The following is a 25,086-nucleotide window of genomic DNA, read 5'->3' on the forward strand; positions in this document are numbered from 1 at the left end:
CCACTCTCCCACAGCGGCCCGCCCACCCCGGATCGGGCCGAAGTACTGCGGAAGATCAGGCGTCACCCACCAGCCGGCGCAGCGTGGCGGCGTTCCGCACGGCGTTGCCGCCGCCGTCGTTGTTGAAATACGCGAAGACCTCCTTGCCGGCCGCCTCCCATTCGCGGAACCGGTCCGCCCACCAGCCCAGCTCCTGATCCGAATAGGAGCCGCCATACAAGTGCTCATTGTCCGGTCCGTGCAGCCTGACGTAGACGAACCCGGCCGTCGCGCGCAGGACACAGGGGAGCCCTGCGCCGCTCATGACGCAGTACGCGGTCCCATGCCGCTCCAGCAGCGCGTAGACCTCAGGATGGTCCCAGCTGGGGTGGCGCAACTCAACGCTGACCCTGATCCACTCCGGCAACGCGGCCAGGAAGTAGTCCAGCCGGGCATCGTCGCGGCCGAAGCCCGGCGGCAGCTGCACCAGGAGTACGCCGCGTTTGTCCCCGAGCTCATGCCAGCACCGGGCAATCCTCTCCGCCCAGGCCTCCGGCGCGTAGAGCAACTTGGCGTGGGTCAAGCCCCGCGGGGCCTTGGCGGAGAGGAGAAATCCCTCCGGCAGGCGGCGGCGCCAGTCCGCGAAGCTTGTTTCCCTGGGCCAGTGGTAGAAGCTGGCGTTGAGTTCCACAGTGCCGAAGTGGGCAGCATAGTATTCCAGCCGGCGGCGTGCCGGCAGCCCGGGCGGGTAGAACACGTTGTCCCAGTGGTCATAGCTCCATCCCGAAGTTCCGATATGCAGCGTGGTCAGCATGGATGGATCCTATTCCCGGGGAGAGGGAGTGCCGCAAGCAATGCCCCCGGACCTCGTACAGGCCATCGGGGTGTGGCACTGTAAGGGACATGGCACGCATCGAGGATTACGCAATGGTCGGTGACCTGCACACCGCCGCCCTGATCAGCACCGAAGGCTCCATCGACTGGCTCTGCCTGCCGCGCTTCGACTCGCCGGCCTGTTTCGGTGCCCTGCTGGATACGCCGCAGGCCGGCCGCTGGCTGCTGGCGCCGGCGGGTGGCGGCGAATGCACGCGGCGGCAGTACCGGCGCGGGACGCTCATCCTGGAAAGCGAATGGGAAACGGCGGAGGGCGCGGTCAGGATCATCGACTTCATGCCGCCCCGGGATAGCGTGGCGGACATCGTGCGGATCGTCGTGGGGGTGCGCGGCACGGTCAGGATGCGCGGCGAGCTGGCCTTGCGGTTCGACTACGGCCATATCGTTCCCTGGGTCCGCCATGACGAGCACGGGATCCACGCGGTTGCCGGTCCGGACGCGGCCTACCTGGTGACGAAGGCGCCCCTGCGCGGGGAGCGGATGCAGACGATCAGTGATTTCACCGTCACCGCCGGCGAGCGTGTGCCCTTCGTGCTGACCTGGTCTCCCAGCCATCTCTACCGGCCGCGGTCCGTGGATCCGGAGGCGGTCCTGGTGTCCACCGAGCACTTCTGGCAGAACTGGACCGCCAAATGCAGGATCACCGGCCCGTACCGTGACGCGGTCGAGCGGTCCCTCATTACCCTGAAAGCCCTGACCTACGGCCCCACCGGCGGCATCGTCGCCGCGGTGACCACGTCGCTGCCCGAGGAAATCGGCGGCACCCGGAACTGGGACTACCGGTTCTGCTGGCTCCGCGACGCGACCCTGACCCTCCAGGCGATGCTCGCCGCGGGCTACACGGAGGAGGCAGGTGCGTGGCGGGACTGGCTGCTGCGTGCCGTCGCCGGCGACCCCGCGGACCTGCAGATCATGTACGGGCTTCATGGCGAACGCCGGCTGCCGGAGCTGGAGCTGCCCTGGCTGCGGGGTTATGAGAAGTCCGCGCCGGTGCGGACCGGGAACGGCGCGGCGGGGCAGTTGCAGCTCGACGTCTGGGGCGAGGTGCTCGACTGCCTGTCCCTGACGCGGAACTCCCTCCTGAAGCACACCGACGACGCCTGGGACGTCCAGGTGGCCTTGATGGAACATCTTGAGACGGCGTGGCGCCAACCGGACAACGGGCTCTGGGAAATGCGGGGACCGCAACGCCACTTCACCCACTCGAAGGTGATGGCCTGGGTGGCGGCGGACCGCATGGTCAAAGGGGTGCGGGACTTCGGGCTGACGGGTCCCGCGGACCGCTGGGAGGAACTCCGGGACACCATCCACGCCGAGGTCATGGCGAAGGGCTTCGACGCCGAACGCAACACCTTCGTACAGTCCTACGGGCGGCCCGAGCTGGATGCGAGCCTGCTGCTGATCCCGCGGGTTGGCTTCCTGCCGTCGGACGACCCGCGGGTGGTCGGAACCATTGACGCAGTCCAGCGCGAACTGACGCATGACGGCTTCCTCCTCCGGTACAAGCCGGCGGAAAGCGATGATGGACTGCCCGGCGGGGAGGGCGTCTTCCTGGCCTGCTCCTTCTGGCTGGTCCAAGCCCTGCTGGGGGCCGGCCGCCGTCATGAAGCCAAGGAACTGTTCGAGCGCCTGCTGTCGCTGCGCAACGACGTCGGGCTCCTCAGCGAGGAATGGGACGTGGAGACCGGCCGGCAGTTGGGCAATACGCCACAGGCGTTCAGCCACTTCGCCCTGGTGTTGAGTGCCCTGGAACTGTCTGAAGATGCCGTGCACCGCAGCGACACTCCGCTCCTGGGGAGCTGACCCGGGGTTTTCGGGAACCGGCTGCCCGGTCGGTGGATCTATTGAGGGGTGCCAGCCGGAGGATAAGTAAGTACACTTACTAATATCCCGGTGTGGGTAATAAGGATAGAAGGAGTGTGCAATGGCTGGATATTTCGAGCTCGTTGACGCGGCCGACGGCGGCTACCGCATTCGGATGCTGGACGGAGCAGGAAGCCTGATGGCGGTTTCAGTCACGTTCCCCACCAAGAGGGCCGCGGTGGCGGGCGTGGCCCAGGCCCGGGAAATTGCCGGAACCGGCCTGATCCGGGACCGCAGCGCCGACGGCCAGTCCGCGCTGGCGGGGCAGCTCCCCCGAACGGTCCGGAGGACAGTGGGTGGCGCCGGCCGCGGCACCGCGCTGACCGGAGGCTCGTCCGCAACGGGAAAGAGAGCGCGTGCACACCACTGAGTCGGGCAGTCCGGGCGCGGGACACTGACGCGAGGTCCCTGCCGGGCATACGCTTGGCTGGAATCCGGCATCACCGAACCGTCGAGGAGCACCGCATGACACGACAGCACCAGCCCGGCCGCGTCGCCGTCGTCACCGGCGCAGGCTCCGGGATCGGCCGGGCCGTTGCCCGGCTAATGCTGGCCGACGGGTACCGGGTGGCGCTGGCCGGCCGTCGCGAAACGCAGCTGCTGGAGACCGCGGCCGGCCATGCGCAGGCGCTCGCCGTACCGTGCGACGTCACCGTGCCCGACGACGTCGAGCGGCTCTTCGCCGCGGTGGTCCGCCGCTGGGGCCGGGTGGACGTGTTGTTCAACAACGCCGGCGTCTTTGGCCCCGCCGCCTCGGTGGACGAGATCAGCCTGGCGGACTGGGATGCGACGCTGGCCGTGAACCTGACCGGCTCCATGCTGTGCGCCGCGGCCGCGGTCCGGGCCATGAAGGCCCAGCAGCCGCAGGGCGGCAGGATCATCAACAACGGCTCCATCGCCGCACATTCGCCCCGGCCCCGGACGGTGGCCTACACGGTCACCAAGCACGCCATGACCGGGCTGACCAAGAGCATCGAGCTGGACGGGCGCGGCTTCGGCATCACCTGCGGGCAGATCGACATCGGCAACACGGCCACGGAACTGATGGACACGATCGGCGCCGGCTCCGGCGCGGTCCAGGCCGACGGCAGCCGCAAGGTCGAGCCGACGTTCCCGGTCGACGACGCCGCCCGTGCCGTGCTGCTCATGGCCGGGATGCCGGCCTCCGCCAGCGTCGGGTCCCTCATGATCATCGCCGCCGGGATGCCGTTCATCGGACGAGGGTAGCCCGGGCAGCCGCCTGGCCGGCCGGCCTAGGGCCTGTCCTGTGAATCATCGCAGCCACAGGATGGTGGCTGCGATGATCAGTTCGGAACGGTAATAGGCGGCGCGTTTGGCGTAGCGGGTGGCGAGGTCACGGAACTGCTTGAGCCGGTTGAAGCAACGCTCGACGACGTTGCGCCTCTTGTATTCCTCAGGATCGAACGCCGGAGGCCGGCCTCCGTTGCTGCCTTTGGCATTCCGGCGGGATTTCTGGTCGGACCGTTCGGGGCTGGTGAAGCGGATCCTGCGTTTCCGCAGGGCCTGCCGGGTCGAAGGATGGGAGTAGGCCTTGTCGGCCAGAACCGCTTAGGGCCGGGAGCGCGGCCGTCCGCCCTGTTCCCGGCGGACACTGATCCCGTCCAGCAGGGGCAGCAGCTGGGGATTGTCCCCGTCCTGGCCGGGAGTAAGGATGATACTCATCGGCATTCCCCTCCCGTCCACCGCCAGATGGATCTTGCTGCTCAACCCGCCCCGGGAGCGCCCAATCCCTTCTCCGTCCACTGCGATGGCCTCGATCGCGGGCTGACAGCCCCCTTTTTCCGGGCCCCGGCAGCATGCTGGTGGGCCCGGACAACGGTCGAATCGACACTGATGATCCACTCGACCTCCCCGACGGCATCGTCCTTCACGACCGCCTCCTCCAGGATCTTCTCCCAGGTGCCATCCATCGTCCACCTCCGCAGCCTCTCGTGCGCGGTCTTCCACGGCCCGTACCGCTCCGGCAAGTCCCGCCACGGCGCGCCGGTACGCAATTTGAACAGGATCGCGTTGATCACCTGCCGGTGGTCCCGCCACTGCCCGCCGCGCCCGGACGCCGGCAGCAACGGCTCGATCCTCGCCCACGCCTTATCAGTCAGTTCACCTCTGCCAACCACACAACAGGATTAACACAACCCCGCCCGGCGGCTCAAATGATTCGCAGGACAGGCCCTAGAGCGGCAGCAGCCCGGACAGGTCCGCGCGCAGCCCGGAGGCGGCCACCTTGCCGGCGGCGACGGCGTCGGCCCAGCTTAACCGGCCGCTGACCATTGCCAGCCAGGTGGCGGCGTCGCACTCTATGACGTTCGGGGGAGTGCCGCGGGTATGGCGCGGGCCTTCCACGCACTGTGTCACGCCGAACGGCGGGACACGCACCTCCACGGAGTTTCCCGGTGCCCGCGCGGTGACTTCCTCCAGGGTGTAGCGCACCGCCGTCGCGAGCGCGTTGCGGGACACGGCGGGAACCCCGCCGGGGAAGGACGCCGGTTCCTTCCCTGCCGGGGCGGTGGCCTCAAGCCATGCGGCCAGCGCCGCACGGCCTTCGTCGGGAGCGATCCGGCGTCGCGGAACAACCATCAGCCTGCCTCCTGCCGATGCCTACTTTGCGAGGGTCTGGTCCAGGAGCGCCGATACGGCGCGGCCGAGCCGGATCTTGCCCACCGGCCGGCCGCCGCCCAGGACGGAATCGACGACCTTCTCCAGCACACTGGACACCTCGGGAACCTCGACGGCGCCCGCGGCTGCAAGCATGGTCAGCCCGACCAGCGTCGTGGCCCGGACGTTGCCGTCGAGGACCTTGACGGCAACGGACGCACCCTGGCGGGTGGCCATCACCAGCACGCCTTCGGCGCCGACCTTGGCCAGGATGCCCAGTTCATCCATGACGATCGTGTTGGACTCGCCGCGGCCCTGCACGGCCCACGGATAGTCCAACATGGACGTGGCTACCGTGGCCGCGCGGGCGTTGGAGTTCTTGTCCCCGGGGGCCTTGGCCAGCTTTGAATACGCCCGGGCCAGGCCCGTCAGCGAGACGGCGGCGACGGGGGCGCCGCAGCCGTCGATCCCGAGGTGGGCGATGCCCTCGCCGCAGTATTCCTCGATCACGGAGCGGATGCGCTGCTGCAGGGGGTGGTTGGGTTCAAGGTAGCTGCGGGTGTCCCAGCCGTTCTCGGTGCAGGCCCAGAGGAACGCGGCATGCTTGCCCGAGCAGTTGAAGGCCAGCTTTGACTTGCCACGCCCCGAGCGGACCAGCCAGTTCCGGGCCGTCTCGTCCTGGGGCCAATCGGGCGGGCACTGCAGCTGTTCTTCGGTGACCCCGGCGGCCTTGAGCATGCCCTCGACGACGTCCATGTGATCGAGCGAGGCGACATGGCTGCCGCACGCGATCGCCACCTGGGCTCCGCGCAGGGGGACGCCTGACTGCATGGAGGCGAGCGCCTGCAGCGGCTTGAGGGTCGACCGGGCGAGGATCGGGGTGGTGATGTCGCCGAGTTCGGTGACCACCGTGCCGTCCGCCGCCATCACAACGGCGGATCCGATGTGACGGGATTCGACGAAGCCGCTGCGCTCGATAACTGCCAGTTCGACGGCGGCGTCGACGGTGAAGGTGGCATGCAAATTCAGGGGCATGGTGCAAGTGTATGGTGCCCGGGTGCCGTACACCGGTTATTCCACGATCACCGTTTATTCGACCGTGACCATGACCGACTGCCAGCCGGAGGCACCGTCGGGCACCGGGTCGGCCCGCTTCTCCGTCTGCAGCTCGCCCGTCCCGTCGGTGGCCCGGGCCTTGATGTAGTGCGGTCCCGGGGTGGCGTCCCAGTCGAAGGACCACTGGCGCCAGGTGGCGACGGAGGCTTCGGCGGAGAGCACCGCCTCGGTCCAGGGGCCATTGTCGATCTGCACCTCGACCTTGGTGATACCCCGGGTCTGGGCCCAGGCCGTGCCGCCGATGGCCATCCTGCCGGCAGCGACCCTGGCGAAGGACTTGGGGACCTCCACCCGGGCCATGGTCTTGATCGGGCCGCGTTCGGACCAGCCGCGCTGCGTCCAGTAGGCCTTGTTGTCTGCAAATCGCGTCACTTCGAGGTCGACCACCCATTTGGTGGCCGAGACGAAGCCGTACAGCCCGGGGACCACCATGCGCACCGGGTAACCGTGTTCCAGCGGCAGCGCTTCACCGTTCATGCCGATCGCCAGCATCGCGTCGCGGCCATCCTGCAGGACCTCCAGTGGCGTGGAGGCGCTGAAGCCGTCCACGGAGGTGGAGAGCACCATGTCGGCGCCGTCCCTGGGCCGGGCCATCTTGAGCACGTCACGGATGGGCATGCCCAGCCACTTGGCGTTGCCGGCCAGGTTTCCGCCCACCGGGTTGGAGACGCACGTCAGGGAGACATGGGATTCGATGAGCCGGGCGTCCAGCAGGTCCTGGAAGCTGAGGCGCACTTCCTGCTCGACGAGGCCGTGGACCCGGAGTTCCCAGTCCTGGGCGTTGATTTCCGGCACGCTGAGGGCGGTGTCGATCCGGTAGAAGTCCTTGTTCGGCGTCAGCCACGGGGTGACCCCCGGCGCCCTGGACTGGACGCCGGCCGGCACGGCGGCGGCAGCTTTGACGGGGGCGGGCAGCTTCAGGGCTTCGCGGGCCTGCGCCACGTTGCTGCGGGCGGCGCTAAGCAGCCGGCCGCCCGTTGCGGCGGCGGCGGCGGACACCGCGGTGAGACCGGTCGTGGTGAAGAAGGCGCGGCGGCTGGTGGCGGGGCGGTCCGGCTCCTCGGCGCCGAGGTCCGACGCCACCTCCGGCCATTCCCGCATCCGCCACAGCCGCGTGACCAGGAGCCGCAGCACCGCGAGCCCGGCCACGGTGCCGATCAGTGAAGGAATCGCATCCAGAGGTTTCACGCCGGCGCGGGTCACGACGCAGGCGACGATCACGGCGCCCATCAGCAGCACCCCGGCCACGCCGAGCAGCCATTTCCGGTAGGCCACCACACCCAGCACACAGGCGAGGACCAGGATGGTCACCCCCATGCCCACGAACAGTGCGGCCTTGTCATTGGTGCCGAAGGCGGTGACCGCGAAGTCCTTCATCCAGGGCGGGGTGAAGTCGATGAATGTCGAGCCGAGGGCGATCACCGGCGTCGCCCGCGCCGTGAAGAAGGCCCCGGTCAGTTCCGCGACGGACAGGACGACGGCGGCCGCGGCCACCCCGGCCAGGGCTGCGGGGCCGGTCAGCCGCCTCGAGGGCTGCTGCGTGCTGGGCTTCTGGGCGCTGGGATTGTCCATACCGGCAATTCGTAGCCGGCCAGCCCGCGGATTGTCCGCCCGCCCCACGGGACATGCCCTCCGCGAGCGGCAAGGGATGGACATGGTGGCGTTGTGTCCCTTGGCCGCGGCCAGGACTGGGCATGTCCAGTGGCAGACACAGCTTAGGAGCCAGCGGCGTGCACAAAGTACCCTTGGAAACTGTGAAGGTACTTGTCATCGGCCCCGGCGGCCGCGAACACGCCATTGTCCGATCCTTGCTCGCAGACCCCAACGTTTCCGAGGTCCACGCGGCCCCGGGCAACGCCGGCATCAGCAAGCTGGTCCCCACCTACGCCATCGACGCGAACGACCCCGACGCCGTCGCGGCACTGGCCACGAAGCTGTCGGTCGATCTGGTGGTGGTCGGTCCCGAGGCGCCCCTCGCCGCGGGTGTGTCCGACGCCGTCCGCGCCGCCGGCATCGCGGTCTTCGGCCCCAGCAAGGCTGCTGCCCAACTCGAGGCCTCCAAGGCCTTCGCGAAGGAGGTCATGGCTGAGGCCGGCGTGCCCACAGCGATGGCCCGGGTGGCCGGCAACGCCGAGGAAGCCGCCGACGCGCTCGACGCATTCGGCGCCCCGTACGTGGTGAAGGACGACGGCCTGGCGGCCGGCAAGGGCGTCGTGGTCACCAATGACCGCGACGAGGCCCTCGCGCACGCGCAGAGCTGTTTCGACGCCGGCGGCACCGTGGTGATCGAGGAATTCCTGGATGGCCCCGAGGTCTCCGTGTTCGTCCTCTGCGACGGCCGCAACACCGTGGCGCTCTCCCCGGCCCAGGACTTCAAGCGGATCTTCGACAACGACGAAGGCCCCAACACCGGCGGCATGGGCGCCTACACCCCGCTGGAATGGGCCCCCGAAGGCCTCGTCCAGGAAGTCATTGACAGGGTCGCCCAGCCCACGGTCAACCAGATGGCGCACCGTGGCACGCCGTTCGTCGGCGTATTGTTCGTCGGCCTGGCCCTGACCTCCCGCGGCACCCGCGTGATCGAATTCAACGTCCGCTTCGGCGACCCGGAAACCCAGGCCGTCCTCGCCCGGCTCAAGACGCCACTCGGCGGCCTGCTGATGGCGGCAGCCAAGGGCGGACTGGACAAGGTCCAGCCGCTGCGCTGGTCCCGGGAGACCGCCGTCGCCGTCGTCGTGGCCGCCGACAACTACCCCGGCACTCCGCGGACGGGGGACCGGATCCGAGGTCTCCGGAAGGCCGAAGCCCTCGAAGGGGTCCACGTGATCCACGCGGGCACGAAGTTCGACCACGAGGGCAAGGTGGTGTCCGCCGGCGGACGCGTCCTCGCCGTCGTGGCCCTGGGAATCGACCTGGTGGAGGCCCGTGAACGGGCGTACGACGCCGTCGGGCTGGTCCAGCTGGACGGCGGCCAGTTCCGCACCGACATCGGACGCAAGGCGGCCCGCGGCGAAATCCATGTCACGACGCCCGGCGCCCCTGCCGCCACGAAAGCGAAGGCGTGACCATGGCCGAGAATAATTCCGCCAGCCCCAAGGGCGGCCTGGACACGGAAACGCTGGAACTGCCGGGCTGGCAGCATATCTATTCCGGCAAGGTCCGCGACCTTTATGTCCCCGCGGACGGGTCCATCACGGAGCGCGTCGGCCAGGACTGCGTCCTGGTCGTGGCCAGCGACCGGATCAGCGCCTACGACCACGTCCTGGCCAGCGAGATCCCGGACAAGGGACGCATCCTGACCCAGCTGAGCCTATGGTGGTTCGAGCAGCTCGGGGTCCAGCACCACGTGCTCTCGTCCACCGTCGACGGCGGTGTTCCCGCCGCGGTGGAAGGCCGCGCCATGATCTGCAAGAAACTGGACATGTTTCCGGTGGAATGCATCGCCCGCGGCTACCTCACGGGGTCCGGGCTGGCCGAGTACAAACAGTCCCGCACCGTGTGCAGCATCCCGCTCCCGGACGGGCTCGTGGACGGATCCCGCCTTGACGAGGCCATCTTCACGCCGTCGGCCAAGGCCGAGGTGGGCGAACACGACGAGAACATTACCTATGACGCCGTCGTCGGCCTGGTGGGCGCCGATGTGGCCCACCGGCTGCGCGAGCTGACCCTCGAGATCTACACCAAGGCCGAGGGCATCGCCCGCGGCCGCGGCATCATCCTGGCCGACACCAAGGTGGAGTTCGGCGTCGACGCCGCCACCGGCGTCATCACGCTGGGCGATGAGGTCCTGACGCCGGACTCCTCACGGTTCTGGGACGCCACGACCTACAAGCCGGGCCAGGCCCAGCCCTCCTATGACAAGCAGTACGTCCGCGACTGGCTGACCTCGGCCGAGTCGGGCTGGGACAAGTCCTCCGACGCGCCGCCGCCGGCCCTGCCGGCCGACGTCGTGGACCGCACCCGCAGCCGCTATGTGGAGGCCTACGAAAAGCTCACCGGCAGGACGTTCGCGTAGCTCTCCGCCGGCCTAGCTCTCCGCCGAGGCAGCGGCCTCGGCGCGGCGCTGGGCCAGCCGGATCTCCAGCACGGCATCCATGGCCTGCTGGACCCGGTCCGAGGCGCCTGCCGCGGTGAATTCCTTCTGGGCCTCCTCGAGGTACACCAGGGCCTCGTCGGCCTGCCCGGCGGCCTTGAGTGCCTTCCCGAGCAGCAGGGATACTTCGCCGGCCGTGTGCCGGGCCAGGGAATCCTTGTCGGCGTGGATCTCGCGCAGCTTCTGGACCGCCGCCACGATGTCCCCGGTGAGGTAGAGCCACCGTGCCCTGATGAAGGCGACCTCGAGCTCGTCCGTCTTGTTCCCGCCCACGATCGAGAGGGCCAGTTCGGCGCGTTCGATCGAGGAGAGGGTCTCAGGTTCCACGATCCCGGAGGAGAGCCGGACGGCGGCGGAGGCCTTGTTGAAACGGGCCCAGAGGTCGATGTCATTCGCGGGGGAGAGCAGCTTGGCGGCGCGCTCGTGGTACTTGATCCCCTCCGGGTAGTCATGGCGCATGAAGGCGACATTGCCGATGACCCAGGCGACCTCGCCGGCGAGCTGGGACATGGAATGGTCATCCATCTGCCCGTTCATGGCCTGGCAGTACTCCCAGGCCTCGTCCAGCCGCCCGCTTTCGGCCAGCGCCCCGATCAGCGCCCGCAGCGCGCCGATGACCAGGGTGGAGCCCTGCGGCAGTTCAGCGCACAGCTTCACCGCCTCCTGTGCCTGGTCGACGGCGGCGGTCAGCTGACCCTGGCCCTGGGACGCGGCCGCCAGCATCTGGCGGGCCCTTACGCCCAGGCCGGCCGACTCGGCGGCCATGGGGTGTTCGAGCAGGTGCTGGACGATGTCCTTGCACTCCTGCCACAGGCCCTGTTTGATCAGGCATTCGGCCTGCATATAGGTCATGTTCCACCAGGCCGAGGTGTTCTTCGCCTCCAGGGCAATCCGGGCTGCGGTGGCGGCGTGGGTGGCGGCCACCGGGTAGTCCCGCAGATCCCAGGCCTGGCGGGCGTAGAGTCCGGCGAGCACATATTCGGCGTCGCTGACGGAGACCGGCTGGCTCCAGGCCTCCAGTGCTTTGGGGGCCAGCTCCAGCCGCCGGGCCAGTTCTTCGATGACATCAGCGGTCGGTTCGCGGCGGCCGGTTTCGAGCAGCGAGATATAGCTGGGGGAGTACAGGTCCCGGCCCAGCTCCGCCTGTGTCAGGCCGCGTTCAAGCCGTTCCGCGCGGAGCTTTTCCCCGAATCCGTTCCCCACGGATGCCTCCTGATTCCGGACAATCCTTGTACTAAATGCTTGACAGGCTCTGTGGAAACCATTTTACAATGTATGTCAACAAGAGTAATGCTGACTTGGATCAGGACCCCGACCCATATTGAGGATCTCCATGTTGAAGAAGATCGCAGCTGGCGCCGCTCTGGCGGCCGCACTGGCATTCTCCGCCGCGGCCCCAGCCGTCCTGTCCGCCAGTTCAAACACTGACACCCCGAGCGTCACTGCGGTCGGGAACTGGCCTGATCCGATGGGCGCGCCCAACGCGGTCGGGAACTGGCCCGATCCGATGGCATTCGTCGGCAACTGGCCCGACCCGATGTAGCCACACCAGGCTTCCGCCTCACCGCTCCGGGACGTGCGCGAACCATGTCCCGGAGCTTTTTTATGCCTGTGGTGCCTTGGACCCGCGGTGCCCCCGGCTGTCACACGGCAGACACAAAAAGAGGGCCTCCCAAATGGAAGACCCTCTTTCGATTGGTCGGGATGACAGGATTTGAACCTGCGACCTCGTCGTCCCGAACGACGCGCGCTACCAAGCTGCGCCACATCCCGATCCGCTGCAAAAGCAACTTCACAAGGATAGCTGATGAACGGCCCGGATGTGAAATCGGGGTGCGGGCACGCCTGCCGGCCGCGCCGGGCAGTCTCAGGCCAGCGAGTCTTTCCAGGCGCCGTGCAGTTGCGCGAAGCGCCCGCCGCCGCCGATCAGCTGGTCCGGGGTGCCGTCCTCGACGATGCGTCCGTCGTGGACCACCAGGACCCGGTCCGCCGTCTCCACCGTGGACAGCCGGTGCGCAATGATCAGCGCGGTGCGGCCGGCGCCGTTCTCCCGGCCGCCCTGCAGCAGCCCCGCGAGGCCGGCCTGCACGAGCCGCTCGGATGGGACGTCCAGCGAGGATGTCGCCTCGTCCAGGATCAGGACCGCCGGCCGGGCCAGGAAGGCGCGGGCGAAGCTGATGAGCTGCCGCTGCCCGGCGGAGACGCGTCCACCGCGCTTGTTGACGTCGGTGTCGTAGCCTTCCGGGAGGGCCATGATGAACCCGTGGGCACCCACCGCCCTGGCCGCGTCCTCGATTTCCTGCCGGGAGGCTTCCGGACGCCCCAGCGCGATGTTGTCCGCCACGGACCCGCTGAACAGGAAGGCTTCCTGGGTGACCATAACGACGTTCCGCCGCAGGTCCGCCGTCGTGAGCTCCCGCAGGTCCACGCCGTCGAGGGTGATCGAGCCGGAGGTGGCATCGTAGAAGCGGGCGATCAGCTTGGCCAGTGTGGACTTGCCCGCGCCGGTCTGGCCCACCAGCGCCACGGTCTGGCCGGCGGGGATGTGCAGGTCCATCGCGGGGATAATGACCGGCCCGTCGCCGTAGCGGAACTCGACGCCGTTGAAGTCGATGCTGCCCTTCGCATCGTGCAGGGGCACGGGGTCCACCGGCGGGCGGACGGTCGGCACCTCCTCCAACAGGCCGGAAACCTTCTCCAGCGCCGCCTGCGCGCTCTGGAACGAGTTGTAGAACATGGCCATCTGGTCCACCGGCTGGAAGAAGCGCTTGGTGGAGAGGATCAGGGCGAGCAGCACCCCCACCGCGAGTTCCCCGCTGAGCACGCGGAAGCCGCCGGACAGCAGGACGACGGCGACGCAGACGTTCCCGATCAGCACCAGGCCGGGCTGGAAGATTCCGTTGAGGTTGATCGACCGCACGGTCGCCCTGCGGTAGTCCTCCGAAAGTCCACCATAGCGGGCGGCGTTCCCGCGTTCCTTGCGGAAGGCCTTGACCGCGCGGATGCCCGTCATGGTCTCCACGAAGTGCACGATCAGCCGGGCCGAGACGACGCGGGACTGCCGGAAGGCGATCTGCGAGTGTTTCTGGTACCAGCGGGCCAGGAAGAACATCGGCACGCCGGCGCCCAGCACCAGCAGCCCGCTCCGCCAGTCGAGGGCGAACACCGTGGCTGCCGTGAATGCCATGAACAGCATCCCGGAGGCCAGCGAGCTCACGCCGGAGTCGAGGAGTTCACGCAGGGCCTCCAGGTCCGAGGTCTGCCGGGCGATGATGCGCCCGGAGGTGTACTTTTCGTGGAATTCCAGGCTCAGCCGCTGGGTGTGCCGGAAAACCCGGACGCGGAGGTCCAGCAGCATCGCCTGGCTGAGTTTCGCCGTCGAGGTCACGTAGAGGGCCGTCAGGCCCGCCGTGGCGAGGGCCGCGACGAGGTACGCGGCGCCGGTCAGGACCAGCGGCAGGTTGTCGCCCGCGCGCAGCGCCGGCAGTGCGCGGTCGATCCCGAAGGCGATGAGCGCCGGCCCGGCCACCCGCGCGGCCTGGGAGAGGACGACGGCGGCGATGGTCAGCCAGAACCGGCGCCGGACGGGGCGGATCAGGGAGCCCAGCAGCGCCAGGGAACGCCGCTGCACGGTTTTGCTCTCGCTCCTGGTGAGGTGCGCGTTGTCCTCGTTGGCGGTGCCGAAGGTGGTGCTGCTCATCGGGAGATCTCCTCGGCCTCGAAGGCTGACAGTTCCGAGTCCAGGTCCCGTGGTTCCTTCGACAGGCTCGCGATCACGTAGCGGTAGTGGCTGTTCTCCGCGAGCAGCCGGGCGTGCGTTCCGACGGCCGTGATCCGGCCGTCCTCCAGCAGCGCCACCCGGTCCGCCAGGGCCACCGTGGACGGCCGGTGGGCCACAATGAGGGTGGTGGTGTCGGTGAGGACCTCGCGCAGCCGGGCTTCGACGCGTTCCTCGGTGTTGACGTCCAGCGCCGAGAGCGGGTCATCGAGGACCAGCACCCGGGGCCTGGCGGCGATGGCACGGGCCAGCGCGATCCGCTGCCGCTGCCCGCCGGACAGGCTCAGGCCCTCCTCGCCGATGAGGGTGTCCACGCCGTCGGGCAGGGAGTAGGCGAAGTGCGCCTGGGCGACTTCAAGGGCTTCCGCCAGGGCCGCGTCGCGGTCTTCCTCCGATCCGGCGTCGGGCGCGCCGAGCAGGACGTTGTCCCGCACCGAACTGGAGAACAGCGTGGTGTCCTCGAAGGCGACAGCGACGACCGTGCGGAGCTCCTCGACGCCGAAGTCGCGCAGGTCCACGCCGTCGATGGTGATGGATCCCGCCGTGACCTCATAGAGGCGCGGGACCAGCTGGAGCAGGGTGCTTTTGCCGCTTCCGGTGATGCCGACCAGGGCCATGGTTTCGCCGGGCCGGATCTCCAGCGTGATGTCCTGGAGGACCGGCTTGTCCGGGGCGTCTTCGAAGGCGAAGCCGGCGTGGTTGAAGCTGAGCGCGCCCTTGAGTTCTTCGGGCCGGCGCGGGTTCTCCGGGCTGGTGATGGTGTTGACCGAGTCCATGACCTCGAAGTGCCGGTCCACGGCGGTCTTCGCGGTGAGGGCCATGGCCAGCAGGGTGCCGCTGAACTCCACCGGGGCAGCAATGACGGCTGCGGTGGCGAAGAATGCGACCAGGGAGCCGATGCTCAGCTCGCCGCGGGAAGCCAGTACGACGCCGACGACGAGCCCGGCGCCGAGGGCGAGTTCGGGCAGCAGCGTCACGACCAGGCTGAAGGTGGCCAGGTGCCTGGCCTTGGCGATCTCGGTCTGCCGGAGCTCCTCGGCTTGTTCGTTGAAGTTCGCCAGGGCCTCCCGGCTGCGGCCGAAGGCCTTGAGCACGCGGATGCCGTGGACCGACTCCTCGACCGTGGTGGCAAGGTCTCCGGCCTGGTCCTGGCTGCGCCGGGCCACCTTGCTGTAGCGGGTCCGGAACCGGAAGCCGTAGACCATGATCGGCACGGCCGCGGCCAGGAAGATCAGGGCCAGCTGCCAGCTCATCGAGAACATCACGACGACGCCGATCGCCACGGTCAGGGTGGTGACCACGAGCATGATCGCGCCGAACGCCATCCAGCGGCGGAGGAAGTTCAGGTCCGTCATGGCGCGCGAGAGCAGCTGCCCGGAGCCCCAGCGGTCGTGGAAGGAGACCGTGAGGTCCTGCAGATGGCCGTAGAGCGAGACCCGCATCCGGGTCTCCACGGTGGTGGCGGGGTTGATGACGAACTGGCGGCGCAGCGCCACGAGGCCGGCCTCGGCGGCGCCCAGGCCCAGGATCACCAGCGACGCGGTCCACAGCGCCTGGGTGCTTCCGCCGGGCTGCAGGGACCCGTTGATGAGCACGCGCAGCACCTGGGGGATCGCCAGGGCGACCATGCTCGCCAGCAAGGCACAGAGCAGCCCCATAAAGAGCCGCGGCAAGATCGGCTTCACATGGGGATAGAGGCGGCTGATTGAAGAGAAAAACGGAGTCTGCTTGGCCATGCCTGCTTCTTAAGGCGCATTCTTGGGACGCACCGGATGTAGTTTCCTGTAGCAACTACCCTAGGCCACGGGGTGACCCGGTTCACAGGCTCAGTTGCGGGCGGTGAGCGTAAGCAGTACGGCCTCGGGTTTGCAGGCGATGCGGACCGGGGCAAAGCGTGAGGTGCCGATCCCGGCGGAGACGTTCACCGGCGTCGTGTGCCCGTTGCTGTCCCAGGTGTTCAGGCCCTTGGCGCGCCAGGTGGGGAGGTCGCAGTTGGCGACGAGGGCGCCGTAGCCCGGGAGGCAGATCTGGCCGCCGTGGGTGTGCCCGGCGAGCAGCAGTTCGGCGCCGTCCCCGGTGAAGTGGTCGAGCACGCGCTGGTACGGGGCATGCGCCACGGCGACGCGCAGGTGCGGGTCGGTGTCCCGGCCCCTCGTGCCGCGGGGCCAGCCGGCATACCGCTCGAGGCCCAGATGCGGGTCGTCCACGCCGGAGAAGTCAAGGCGCAGTCCCTTGATCACGAGCGACTGGCAGCGGTTGGTCAGGTCCACCCAGCCTGACATGCCGAAGCCGGAACGCAGCCGCGGCCAGTCCAGTTTCTCCTGGACCTTCGGCCGGGAAGAGGGCCCGAGGAAATACGAGGCCGGGTTCTTGAACCGGGGGCCGAAATAATCGTTGGAGCCGGGGACAAAGACCCCGGGGAACTCCAGCAGGGGGCCAAGCGCCCTGAGCAGGGGATCCACCGCCTTGGCGTGGCTGAGGTTGTCCCCGGTGTTCACTACGAGGTCCGGTTTCAGCTCCGCCAGCGAGGCCAGCCACTCGGCCTTCCGGCGCTGGCCCGGCACGAAGTGGATGTCGGACAGGTGCAGCACCCGCAGCGGGCCGAAGCCGGGCGGCAGGATGGGCAGGGTTTCCTCGCGCAGGACGAACTGGTTCTTCTCCCACAGGCCGTAGCCCGCCAGGGCGGATCCCGCCGCGGCGCCGAGCGCGGCCGTGACGGCAAAGCCGCGGCCGAGGCTTCGGGCGCGGCTTGCCAGTGCGTTCGTGGCGGTCATCGGCTAGGGCGCGGCGGCAGTCGATGGTGCCGGCGACGCGGCGGCGGCCGGGGCCGCTGCCGGGCTCGAGCCTTGCGTCGTCGGAGCCGGCGCGGGCGCCGAAGCAGGGGCGGACGGGACCGTCGGGCGCGGCACCACCGTGGTGCCCAGCATGCTCGACGGCGGGGCCGGGAACGGGTTGGTGCCGTAGGCCGGCGCCACCTGGGCCATGTAGTTGGAGAACTGCGGACCGGCGATCATGTAGCCGTCGATGCCCTTGTAGAACTTGCCGTTGATCGTGAGGTTCTGCCCGGGCCGGCCCTGGTTGCCCAAGGGATCGCCGAACCACGTGGCCGTCGCCAGGCCGGTGGTGTAGCCCACCACCCAGGTGGAACCGTTCGTGTCATTCGTACCGGTCTTGGCGGCAACCGGGAAGCTGGTCCGGGTGGAAATCCTTGGCTGGATGAGCGAGCCGGAGCCACGGTTGAGCACTTCCTGCATGGCGTACGCGACGCCGCGGGCCACCTCCGGCTTGATGGCATCACGGCAGTTGGTGGCCTGGGCGGGCAACTGGGCGCCGCTCTGGTCCGTCACCGAGGCGATTGCGATCGGCTCGCAGTACTTGCCGTCGTTCGCGAAGGTGGCGAAGGCGCTGGCCATGGTCAGGGGCGCCGTCTGGGTGGAACCGATCAGGTTGCCCAGCGTGGTCATCGGCACCTTGGGGTTAGGATCGTCGGCTGTCGGCAGGCCGCCGTGGATGCCCACGGCGTCGACGATCTTCTGGATGCCGCACAGGTCCACCTGGGACGCCGAGGCGAAGGTCATCGTGTTGATGGAGTTCGCCAGACCGTCCAGCACGGACATGTACCTGTAGTAGCCGTCTTCGGCGTTCTGCAGGTCCTTGGTGCCGTTGGTGCTGTCATACCAGCCCACCGTGGGCGCCGGGCAGGTGTTCCGCCAGGGGAAGTTCTGCGGGTAGCGCCGCACGGCACCGTTGAGCTGGGTGCTCATGGACTTGCCCTCGTTCAGCCACTCCGCGAACGTGAAGGGTTTCATCGTGGAGCCGGGCTGGAAACCGCCCAGCCCGTTCAGGTCCTGGCCTTTCGCGTCCTGGCTGTCCACGTTGAAGTTCTGGGTCTGGTCGAACTTGCCGTCGGCGGGGAACCAGACGGTGTTCTGGGCCATGGAAACGATCTTGCCCGATCCGGGCTGCACCGACACCAGCGCGGCGCCCCACTTGTCGGGGTTCGCGCCGGCTGAGGCATCAACCTGGGCCTGGGCAACGGCCTGGGCTTTCGGGTCCAGGGTGGTCTTGATGGTCAGGCCGCCGCGGAAGATCTTGCGTTCACGCTCTGCCGTGTCGGCACCGTAGGCCGGGTTGTTCAGCAGCAGGTGGAGCACGTAGTCGCAGAAGTACGGTGCCGTCGTCGCGTACGCGCAGCCCTGGCGGGGCTGGGTGACCTTGGTTGTCACCGGCGTCGCCACGGCGGCGTCGTAGTCGGCCTGCTTGATCTTGCCCTGGCTGAGCATGGCATGCAGCACCAGATCGCGGCGGACTTTGGCGTTGTCCGGGTGGATGGTCGGGTCGTAGAAGGACGGGCTGTTCACGACGCCGGCCAGCAGGGCGGCCTGCGGAAGGGTCAAGTCCTTAGCGCTGGTGCTGAAGAAGAACTTGGCGGCGGCTTCGATGCCGTAGGCGTCCCGGTTGAAGAACACAATGTTCAGGTAGCCCTCAAGGATCTGCTCCTTGGTGAACTTCTTCTCCAGTGCGATGGCCAGCTTCATCTCGCGGAGCTTGTCTCCCACGCCCTTGTTAACGCCGTTGAGCAGGACCTGGTCGCCCTTGCCCTCGGCCTCAAGGGAGGAGTTGATGACGTTGTTGACGTACTGCTGCGTGATAGTCGACGCGCCCTGCTTGTTGCCGCGCGCGGTGCTGACGAGCGCGCGCAGGATGCCTGTGGTGTCCACGCCGCCGTGCTCATAGAACCGGCTGTCCTCGATCGCGATGACCGCGTCCTTGATATAGGGGGACATCTGGTCCAGCGAGACACGCGTGCGGTTTTCCGCGTAAAGGGTGGCGATCACGCTGCCGTCCGAGGCGAGGACGGTCGTCGACTGGCTCGGCGGATCCACCTTGAGCTCGGCGGGGAGGGTGTCGAAGAACTGGATCGACCCGCTGGCGGCGCTGCCGGAAACAGCGGCCGCGGGGACCAGGAGCCCCGCCACCAGGACACCACAAATGGCGCTCACGCCCAGGAAAAGAAAGATCTTTCCGAGGGTGGTGGCCGTGTCGAATAAAGGGTTCTTACCAGTCGCCATGTTTTCCACTTTAGCGGCAACGGCTAGGCTTTCCCTCATGACCAAATGGGAGTACGCCACGATTCCGCTCATCATCCATGCCACCAAGCAGATCCTGGACCAGTGGGGCGAGGACGGCTGGGAGCTTGTCCAGGTTGTTCCGGGCCCTGACGGAAACGGACTGGTCGCCTACCTGAAGAGGGAGAAGCAGTAGCCATGAGCACCCCAGCAGCAGCCACGCCGGCAGCCTCCGCCGCAGGCGCCAACACGGCAGGCAACACCGCAGGTGCGGGCGCGCCGTCCGCCGTCGAACAGCGTCTGGCCGAGCTCGGCCTGACCCTTCCGGACGTTGCGGCACCCGTGGCCGCCTACGTCCCCGCCGTGATTTCGGGCAACCACGTCTACACCTCCGGGCAGCTGCCGTTCATCAACGGCAAGCTCGAGGCCACGGGCAAGGTGTCCGCTGGCACGGAGGGCGCCGCGGATGAGTCCACGGTGTCCCCGGAAGCCGCGAAGCACTACGCTGCCGTCTGCGCCGTCAACGCCCTGGCCGCGGTCAAGAGCGTCATCGGCGATCTGGACCGCATCACCAGGATCGTCAAGGTGGTCGGCTTCGTCTCCTCCGATCCGTCCTTCACCGGTCAGCCCGGTGTCGTCAACGGCGCCTCCGAGCTCCTCGGCAGGGTCCTCGGCGACGCCGGCCAGCATGCGCGTTCCGCCGTAGGCGTAGCCGTCCTGCCGCTCGACTCTCCGGTTGAGGTCGAACTCATCGCCGAATTCGTCTAGAGGGCCGGTCACTTCCCTTGCCTCACTTAGCCCGACGCCTGTTTGCCCTTCCCCCGGATCTTGAGGGGGCAGCCCGCAGCTGGCTTGAACACGGCGAACGGACGCCCCGTGCGGCCCGCTTCGCCTCATCCGTTATCCTGCTGCGCGATTCGCCCACGGGCCTGGAGACCTGGCTGGGTTACCGGCCCGGCTCTTCGCCGCTGGGCGTGCTCGCCTTCCCCGGTGGCTCGCTGGAGGCCTCTGACGACGACGCCGTCGGCTGGCTGGGGCCGCCGCCCCAGCATTGGGCCGAGCAGATGGGAACCTCCGACGTCGGGCTGGCGCGCCGCCATGTGGTGGGCGCCATCCGCGAACTGTTCGAGGAGACCGGCATCCTGCTCGCCGGGACGGACCTGTCCACGACAGTGGAGGGCATATCGAAGGCAGAATGGATGCGCGCCCGCGAGGCGGTGGCGGACCAGGAGAAGTCCTTCACGGATGTGCTCGCCAAACGCGGGCTTTCGGTGCGGACGGACCTGCTGAAACCCCTGGTCAACTGGCTCAGCCCCGACTTCGCGCACCGGCGGTTCAACACCCGCTACTTCGCCGCCACCGTGCCCGTGAACCAGCAGCCCTCGTTGCTGGCCAGCAAGGGTGTATGGGGGCGTTGGGTCTGCGTGCGCAAGGTAGTCGGCGAGCGCGACACCACGGCGCTCGGCGACGAGGTGGGCCAGCCGAACACCGTCGGCCGGACCCTCGGCGAGCTCCTGGTGCCCGGCTCGGAGATCATGCTCGAGAAGATGGCCGCCGCCAACGGCTGCATCGCGTACCTCAGCTACAAGCGCAAGGCGCACGTCTACCAGCCCAAGCTCGTGGAGGAAGAGGGCAGGCTCATGCTCGAAGTCGAGGCGGCGAAAACGGTAGCCGGCGAACCCCAGCGCGAACGGTAGCCGTCCCGGGGTCTGACATCCCCTGCGTGCTCGCTTAGACGCACGCTGCCGGATGCCACACCCCGGTCCGTGAGCGTGCAGAAGGCCGGCTCCGTTCATACGGGCCGGCCTTCTTCATGCGCTGTAAGGGTGTTGTGACGCCTAGCGTGAGCGCTGGCGGAGCCGCTGCATGTCGAGGATGACGACGGCGCGGGCTTCCAGGCGCAGCCAGCCGCGCTGGACGAACTCGGCGAGGGCCTTGTTGACGGTTTCGCGGGAAGCGCCGACCAGCTGGGCCAGTTCTTCCTGGGTCAGCTCATGGGCCACGAGGACACCGTCGGTCGCGGGTCGGCCAAAACGGTCGGCCAGATCCAGCAGCGCCTTGGCCACACGGCCCGGGACGTCGGAGAAGACGAGGTCGGAGAGGGAATCGTTGGTGCGGCGCAGGCGGCGGGCGAGCGCCTGCAGCAGCTGCGCGGACACCTCGGGACGGGTCCGCAGCAGGGCATTGAGGCTCTCGTTCTTCAGCCCGGCCAGGCGGGTTTCCGAGACGGCGGTTGCCGTAGCGGTGCGCGGGCTCGGGTCGAACAGGGCCATCTCGCCGAAGAGCTCGCCCGGGCCGAGGATGGCCAGCAGTGACTCGCGGCCGTCCGGTGACGTGCGGCCGAGCTTCACCTTGCCGGAGACGATGAAGTACAGCTGGTCACCCTGGTCGCCTTCCCGGAATACCGAGGCTCCGCGTGAGAGGTCCACCTCGGTGAGTTCGTCCGTCAACAGGCGGAACGCCTCGTCGTCGAGCGTGGCGAAAAGGGGTGCGCGGCGCAATACCTCGATATCCATGAAATCTCCTGACTAACTGTGTCGGCTGGGACGCTTCAGCCATTGTTTCAGAATTTTGGCGTCCCTGTGACGTAGTTGGCACCGAAACGCCCGACGCGGCGGCACAGGGAGACCCGGGCCAGCCTGCGGGCGGCGTCAGGAGGTCGGCAAACTGTCAGCCTTCGCCGGTAGAATTGGGGCTTACCTGTCTGTGAGGAGCACCGGTGTTCGGCTTGACCATCCTGGACCTGGCGTTGGTTCTGACGCTCCTGTCCTACCTGATCCAAGGCCTGCGCAACGGCTTCCTGGTGACGCTCGGCGGCATCGCCGGCTTCGCGGCGGGCGCCGTGGCCGCGTTCGTCTCCGTGCCCATTGTCAACGACCTGGTGAAAGACAGCGGCTGGCGGCTCACGGCAATCGTGGCCACAGCCGTCCTCCTGATGATTCTGGGCCACGGGCTCGGTACCATGATCGGGCGGAAAATCCGTGGTGTGGTGCGGATCCGCCCGCTCCGGGCGGCAGACCGTGCGGTCGGCGGCGGCGTGAACGTGGTGGTGTCCGCCCTCGTGATGTCGATGTTGGCCTTTAGCGTCGGGGCGCTGGGCGTGCCCTTTGTGTCCCAGCAGATTGCCGAGTCCAGGGTGATCCGGTTCATCGACGGCATGACGCCCACCCCGGTGAAGACATCCATGGCGCAGCTGCGGTCCGCCGTGATCGGCGAGGGCATCCCGACCCTGCTGGACGGCCTCGGCCAGAACCAGCCCGTTGCCGTGCCCGACACCAGCACGGATACCCCCGCCTTGAACAAGGCCGCCGCCTCGGTGCTGAAGATCGCCGGAACCGCATACCAGTGCGGGCAGAACCAGACCGGGACCGGCTTTGTGGTGTCGCCGGGGCGCGTCGTGACCAACGCCCACGTGGTCGCCGGCGTGCCGGAACCGGTGGTGGAGATTCCCGGCGGGGGCGTCCTGCCCGGACGCATCGTGTACTTCGACAACCAGCACGACCTTGCCGTCCTGGCCGTGGACGGGCTGCGTGCCGCCCCGGTTCCGCTCAGCTCCGGCCTTCCGGCCGGCAGCCCCGCCGCGTTCGCCGGCTATCCGCACGGCGGCCCGTTCCAGTCCAAGCCGGCCACGGTGCAGGGCATCGCCACGGTGCTGGTCCCGGATATTTACGGCAACAACCCCGCACCCGAAGACGTCTACCGCCTCGCCGGTGACGTCCAGCCGGGCAACTCCGGCGGGCCCTTGCTGACCACCGACGGCCAGGTGGCCGGGGTGGTCTTTGCCAAGGCCACGACCGAGTCCGGCCTGGGGTTCGCGATCACCATGACTGATCTGGGCCCGGTCGTCGGGCAGGCGGCCGGCCTGAGCAACGACGTCTCACCGGGGCAGTGCATCAAGAAATAGCCGGCCGGAGCCGCCGTTGCCCCGGACATTGCCGCCGCCGCGGCGGGTCCACGGGCGGCAGGTTCAGTCCTGCAGACCCGCGAGGTACTCCACGGCGAAGCGGTAACCCATGATCCCGGCGCCGGCAATCACGGCCTTGCTGATGTCGGAAAGATACGAGTGGTGCCGGAATTCCTCCCGGGCATGGACATTGGTGATGTGGACTTCGACGGCTGGCAGCTGCACCGCGGAGATGGCATCCCGGATTGCGACCGAGGTGTGTGTGTAGGCTCCGGCGTTGATGACGATGCCGACCGCCTTGCCGCGGGCGGCATGGATGGCGTCGACGAGGGCGCCCTCATGATTGGACTGGAAGCACTCGACGTCCAGCCCGTGGGCGGCGCCGGCATCTTGGGCGAGCCGTTCGACGTCGGCCAGCGTTGCGGTGCCGTATTTCTCGGGTTCACGGGTGCCGAGCAGGTTCAGGTTGGGTCCGTTGAGGACCAGGACGGTGCCGCGGCCGGCGGGGATGGCTTCGCTCATGCCTGCCAATGTATCGCGTTGCGTGCCCGACCGCGCGCTCCTCCGCACCGGGAATGCCGCGGGCACGGGCGGTGGGAAAGGCTGCGGCTCTGGCCCGCCCCCGCCCTGCTGCCTAGACTGGAGGGACCATCGCGCGGAAAAGCCCGATCTGGGAGCGTCATCATGCGCAACATATACGTTTCAGGAACGATCATCCGTCGGGCAGTTGTCGCCCTGTTCGCCTTGGCGGCATTCTCCCTGCCGGCGCCCTTGGCCGCCGCGGGCCCGGCAGGAACCGACGGGCCGTCCGTGATCACCCTCCCCGGTGCCACCGGCGCCGAGGGCATCGCCGCGGGAGAAGGCACCACGTTCTTCGCTGGGGACCGGCTCAACGGGGACATCTACCGCGGCGACGTCGACAAAGGCACCGCCAAACGGTTCATCGAGGCCCCGGGCGGCAGGGCAGCCCTCGGCATGAAGGCCGATCTGGACAACGGGCTGCTGTTCGTGGCCGGAGGCGCCACCGGGCAGGCCTACGTCTACAGCCTCGAAACGAGGGAAACGGTGGCCGTCTACCAGCTGGCCGCGGCCGGCACAAGTTTCATCAACGATGTCACGCTGACCGAGGACGGTGCCTGGTTCACCAACTCGCAGGCCGGTGAACTGTATTTTGTCCCGGTGGACCGCCACGGTGATCCGGGGGACGCCCGGATGCTGCCCCTGAAGGGACCGGCCGGAGAACTTGAACAGGGGTTCAACCTCAACGGGATCGCGGCCGTGCGGGACGGAGACACGCTGATCGTCGCGCACACCGTCCGGGGCGCCCTGTACACCGTGGACCCGGACACCGGATCCAGCGCACCGATCACCCTCACCGACCATGCCGGGGCAGCCCTTGGCGTGCCGAACGTCGACGGCATCATCGTCAGGGGAGACACCCTCTGGGCGGTCCAGAACGTGTCCAACCAGGTCAGCCGCATCCGGCTGGACCGGGGGCTGTCCGCCGGCGAGGTGCAGGAGGTCATCACGAGCCCGCACTTCGATGTCCCGACGACGGCGGCGCTCTTCGGTGGCACCCTCATCCTGGTCAACTCCAAGTTCACGAACCCCGCCGCCACGACGTTTGAGGCGGTCCTCGTTGACGCCCGCCCGGGGCACTGACCCTGGGGCTGCCCGGCGGGGTCCACGCCGCAGTGGACCGCAAACGGCGGCGGCGCCGCCCCAAAGTGGGCAGCGCCGCCGTCGACCCGGCAGGTTCACCCCGTGCGGGCCG

General features: G+C 68.4%; 22 protein-coding genes, 1 tRNA gene and 1 pseudogene. 11 read left to right on the top strand and 13 right to left on the bottom strand.

Annotation, left to right across the window (positions count from 1 at the left end; translation table 11 throughout):
* Positions 1-55: 55 nt before the first annotated feature.
* On the bottom strand, positions 56-793 hold the full coding sequence (locus E5206_RS05485) for a DUF72 domain-containing protein (RefSeq protein ID WP_136321611.1): 738 nt from the start codon (positions 791-793) through the stop codon (positions 56-58).
* An 89-nt stretch (positions 794-882) separates the two neighbouring features.
* Here E5206_RS05485 and E5206_RS05490 point away from each other — a divergent pair, with 89 nt between their 5' ends.
* From E5206_RS05490 to E5206_RS05500, 3 genes are all read left to right on the top strand, one after another.
* Positions 883-2,676, top strand: coding sequence for a glycoside hydrolase family 15 protein (locus E5206_RS05490; protein WP_136321612.1), 1,794 nt, complete (start codon positions 883-885; stop codon positions 2,674-2,676).
* A gap of 121 nt (positions 2,677-2,797) precedes the next feature.
* Positions 2,798-3,106, top strand: a complete 309-nt coding sequence (locus E5206_RS05495) for a hypothetical protein (protein WP_136321613.1) — start codon at positions 2,798-2,800, stop codon at positions 3,104-3,106.
* Between the two features lie 95 nt (positions 3,107-3,201).
* The gene (locus E5206_RS05500) at positions 3,202-3,963 is read left to right on the top strand and encodes an SDR family oxidoreductase (RefSeq protein WP_136321614.1); all 762 of its coding nucleotides are present in this window, start codon (positions 3,202-3,204) and stop codon (positions 3,961-3,963) included.
* A gap of 45 nt (positions 3,964-4,008) precedes the next feature.
* Here E5206_RS05500 and E5206_RS05505 read toward each other — a convergent pair.
* From E5206_RS05505 to E5206_RS05520, 4 genes and pseudogenes are all read right to left on the bottom strand, one after another.
* Positions 4,009-4,874, bottom strand: a pseudogene (locus E5206_RS05505) (IS5 family transposase).
* A gap of 55 nt (positions 4,875-4,929) precedes the next feature.
* Positions 4,930-5,334, bottom strand: coding sequence for a sterol carrier family protein (locus E5206_RS05510; protein ID WP_136321615.1), 405 nt, complete (start codon positions 5,332-5,334; stop codon positions 4,930-4,932).
* 21 nt (positions 5,335-5,355) lie between these two features.
* Positions 5,356-6,387 (bottom strand): asparaginase, encoded by a 1,032-nt coding sequence (locus E5206_RS05515; RefSeq protein WP_136321616.1) that lies wholly within the window; start codon positions 6,385-6,387, stop codon positions 5,356-5,358.
* A 54-nt stretch (positions 6,388-6,441) separates the two neighbouring features.
* The gene (locus E5206_RS05520; RefSeq protein ID WP_136321617.1) at positions 6,442-8,040 is read right to left on the bottom strand and encodes a molybdopterin-dependent oxidoreductase; all 1,599 of its coding nucleotides are present in this window, start codon (positions 8,038-8,040) and stop codon (positions 6,442-6,444) included.
* 182 nt (positions 8,041-8,222) lie between these two features.
* On the opposite strand from E5206_RS05520, the gene purD reads away from it, so the two are divergent.
* Both purD and E5206_RS05530 read left to right on the top strand, forming a co-directional pair.
* The gene (gene purD, locus E5206_RS05525; RefSeq protein ID WP_136323977.1) at positions 8,223-9,533 is read left to right on the top strand and encodes a phosphoribosylamine--glycine ligase; all 1,311 of its coding nucleotides are present in this window, start codon (positions 8,223-8,225) and stop codon (positions 9,531-9,533) included.
* Positions 9,534-9,535: 2 nt separating this feature from the next.
* On the top strand, positions 9,536-10,483 hold the full coding sequence (locus tag E5206_RS05530; protein WP_136321618.1) for a phosphoribosylaminoimidazolesuccinocarboxamide synthase: 948 nt from the start codon (positions 9,536-9,538) through the stop codon (positions 10,481-10,483).
* Positions 10,484-10,495: 12 nt separating this feature from the next.
* Here the strand turns inward: E5206_RS05530 and E5206_RS05535 are convergent, their stop codons facing one another.
* On the bottom strand, positions 10,496-11,764 hold the full coding sequence (locus tag E5206_RS05535) for a helix-turn-helix transcriptional regulator (RefSeq protein ID WP_136321619.1): 1,269 nt from the start codon (positions 11,762-11,764) through the stop codon (positions 10,496-10,498).
* A 130-nt stretch (positions 11,765-11,894) separates the two neighbouring features.
* Here E5206_RS05535 and E5206_RS05540 point away from each other — a divergent pair, with 130 nt between their 5' ends.
* Positions 11,895-12,104, top strand: coding sequence for a hypothetical protein (locus E5206_RS05540; protein WP_136321620.1), 210 nt, complete (start codon positions 11,895-11,897; stop codon positions 12,102-12,104).
* Between the two features lie 153 nt (positions 12,105-12,257).
* Here the strand turns inward: E5206_RS05540 and E5206_RS05545 are convergent.
* From E5206_RS05545 to E5206_RS05565, 5 genes are all read right to left on the bottom strand, one after another.
* A tRNA-Pro gene (locus E5206_RS05545) sits at positions 12,258-12,334 on the bottom strand.
* A gap of 94 nt (positions 12,335-12,428) precedes the next feature.
* Entirely contained in the window at positions 12,429-14,261 is a 1,833-nt protein-coding gene (locus E5206_RS05550) for an ABC transporter ATP-binding protein (RefSeq protein ID WP_136321621.1), read from the bottom strand.
* Positions 14,258-16,075, bottom strand: coding sequence for an ABC transporter ATP-binding protein (locus tag E5206_RS05555; RefSeq protein ID WP_136321622.1), 1,818 nt, complete (start codon positions 16,073-16,075; stop codon positions 14,258-14,260). Before E5206_RS05555 ends, E5206_RS05550 begins: the two co-directional genes overlap by 4 nt.
* Before the next feature lie 90 nt (positions 16,076-16,165).
* The gene (locus E5206_RS05560) at positions 16,166-17,113 is read right to left on the bottom strand and encodes a metallophosphoesterase (RefSeq protein WP_136321623.1); all 948 of its coding nucleotides are present in this window, start codon (positions 17,111-17,113) and stop codon (positions 16,166-16,168) included.
* Positions 17,114-17,116: 3 nt separating this feature from the next.
* Positions 17,117-19,411 carry a transglycosylase domain-containing protein gene (locus tag E5206_RS05565; protein WP_136321624.1) on the bottom strand — a complete coding sequence of 765 codons (2,295 nt, stop codon included), beginning with the start codon at positions 19,409-19,411 and terminating at the stop codon, positions 17,117-17,119.
* Positions 19,412-19,448: 37 nt separating this feature from the next.
* Between E5206_RS05565 and E5206_RS05570 the strand changes: the two genes are divergently transcribed.
* Genes E5206_RS05570 through E5206_RS05580 form a run of 3 tightly spaced genes read left to right on the top strand, consistent with a single transcriptional unit; the run spans position 19,449 to position 21,105 of the window.
* Positions 19,449-19,604 (top strand): DUF4177 domain-containing protein, encoded by a 156-nt coding sequence (locus E5206_RS05570; protein ID WP_009359196.1) that lies wholly within the window; start codon positions 19,449-19,451, stop codon positions 19,602-19,604.
* 2 nt (positions 19,605-19,606) lie between these two features.
* Positions 19,607-20,176 (top strand): RidA family protein, encoded by a 570-nt coding sequence (locus tag E5206_RS05575; protein ID WP_136321625.1) that lies wholly within the window; start codon positions 19,607-19,609, stop codon positions 20,174-20,176.
* 17 nt (positions 20,177-20,193) lie between these two features.
* The gene (locus E5206_RS05580) at positions 20,194-21,105 is read left to right on the top strand and encodes an NUDIX hydrolase (RefSeq protein ID WP_136321626.1); all 912 of its coding nucleotides are present in this window, start codon (positions 20,194-20,196) and stop codon (positions 21,103-21,105) included.
* Between the two features lie 141 nt (positions 21,106-21,246).
* Here E5206_RS05580 and E5206_RS05585 read toward each other — a convergent pair whose 3' ends face one another.
* Positions 21,247-21,924 (bottom strand): Crp/Fnr family transcriptional regulator, encoded by a 678-nt coding sequence (locus E5206_RS05585; RefSeq protein WP_011693220.1) that lies wholly within the window; start codon positions 21,922-21,924, stop codon positions 21,247-21,249.
* A 203-nt stretch (positions 21,925-22,127) separates the two neighbouring features.
* Here E5206_RS05585 and E5206_RS05590 point away from each other — a divergent pair, with 203 nt between their 5' ends.
* On the top strand, positions 22,128-23,312 hold the full coding sequence (locus tag E5206_RS05590; RefSeq protein ID WP_136321627.1) for a MarP family serine protease: 1,185 nt from the start codon (positions 22,128-22,130) through the stop codon (positions 23,310-23,312).
* Between the two features lie 63 nt (positions 23,313-23,375).
* Here the strand turns inward: E5206_RS05590 and aroQ are convergent, their stop codons facing one another.
* The gene (aroQ, locus tag E5206_RS05595) at positions 23,376-23,834 is read right to left on the bottom strand and encodes a type II 3-dehydroquinate dehydratase (protein ID WP_136321628.1); all 459 of its coding nucleotides are present in this window, start codon (positions 23,832-23,834) and stop codon (positions 23,376-23,378) included.
* Between the two features lie 162 nt (positions 23,835-23,996).
* Between aroQ and E5206_RS05600 the strand changes: the two genes are divergently transcribed.
* Positions 23,997-24,974: an SMP-30/gluconolactonase/LRE family protein gene (locus tag E5206_RS05600; RefSeq protein WP_136321629.1), complete on the top strand. Its 978-nt coding sequence runs from the start codon at positions 23,997-23,999 to the stop codon at positions 24,972-24,974.
* Positions 24,975-25,086: the final 112 nt, after the last annotated feature.

It is taken from the genome of Arthrobacter sp. PAMC25564 (assembly GCF_004798705.1).
GTDB lineage: Bacteria > Actinomycetota > Actinomycetes > Actinomycetales > Micrococcaceae > Arthrobacter.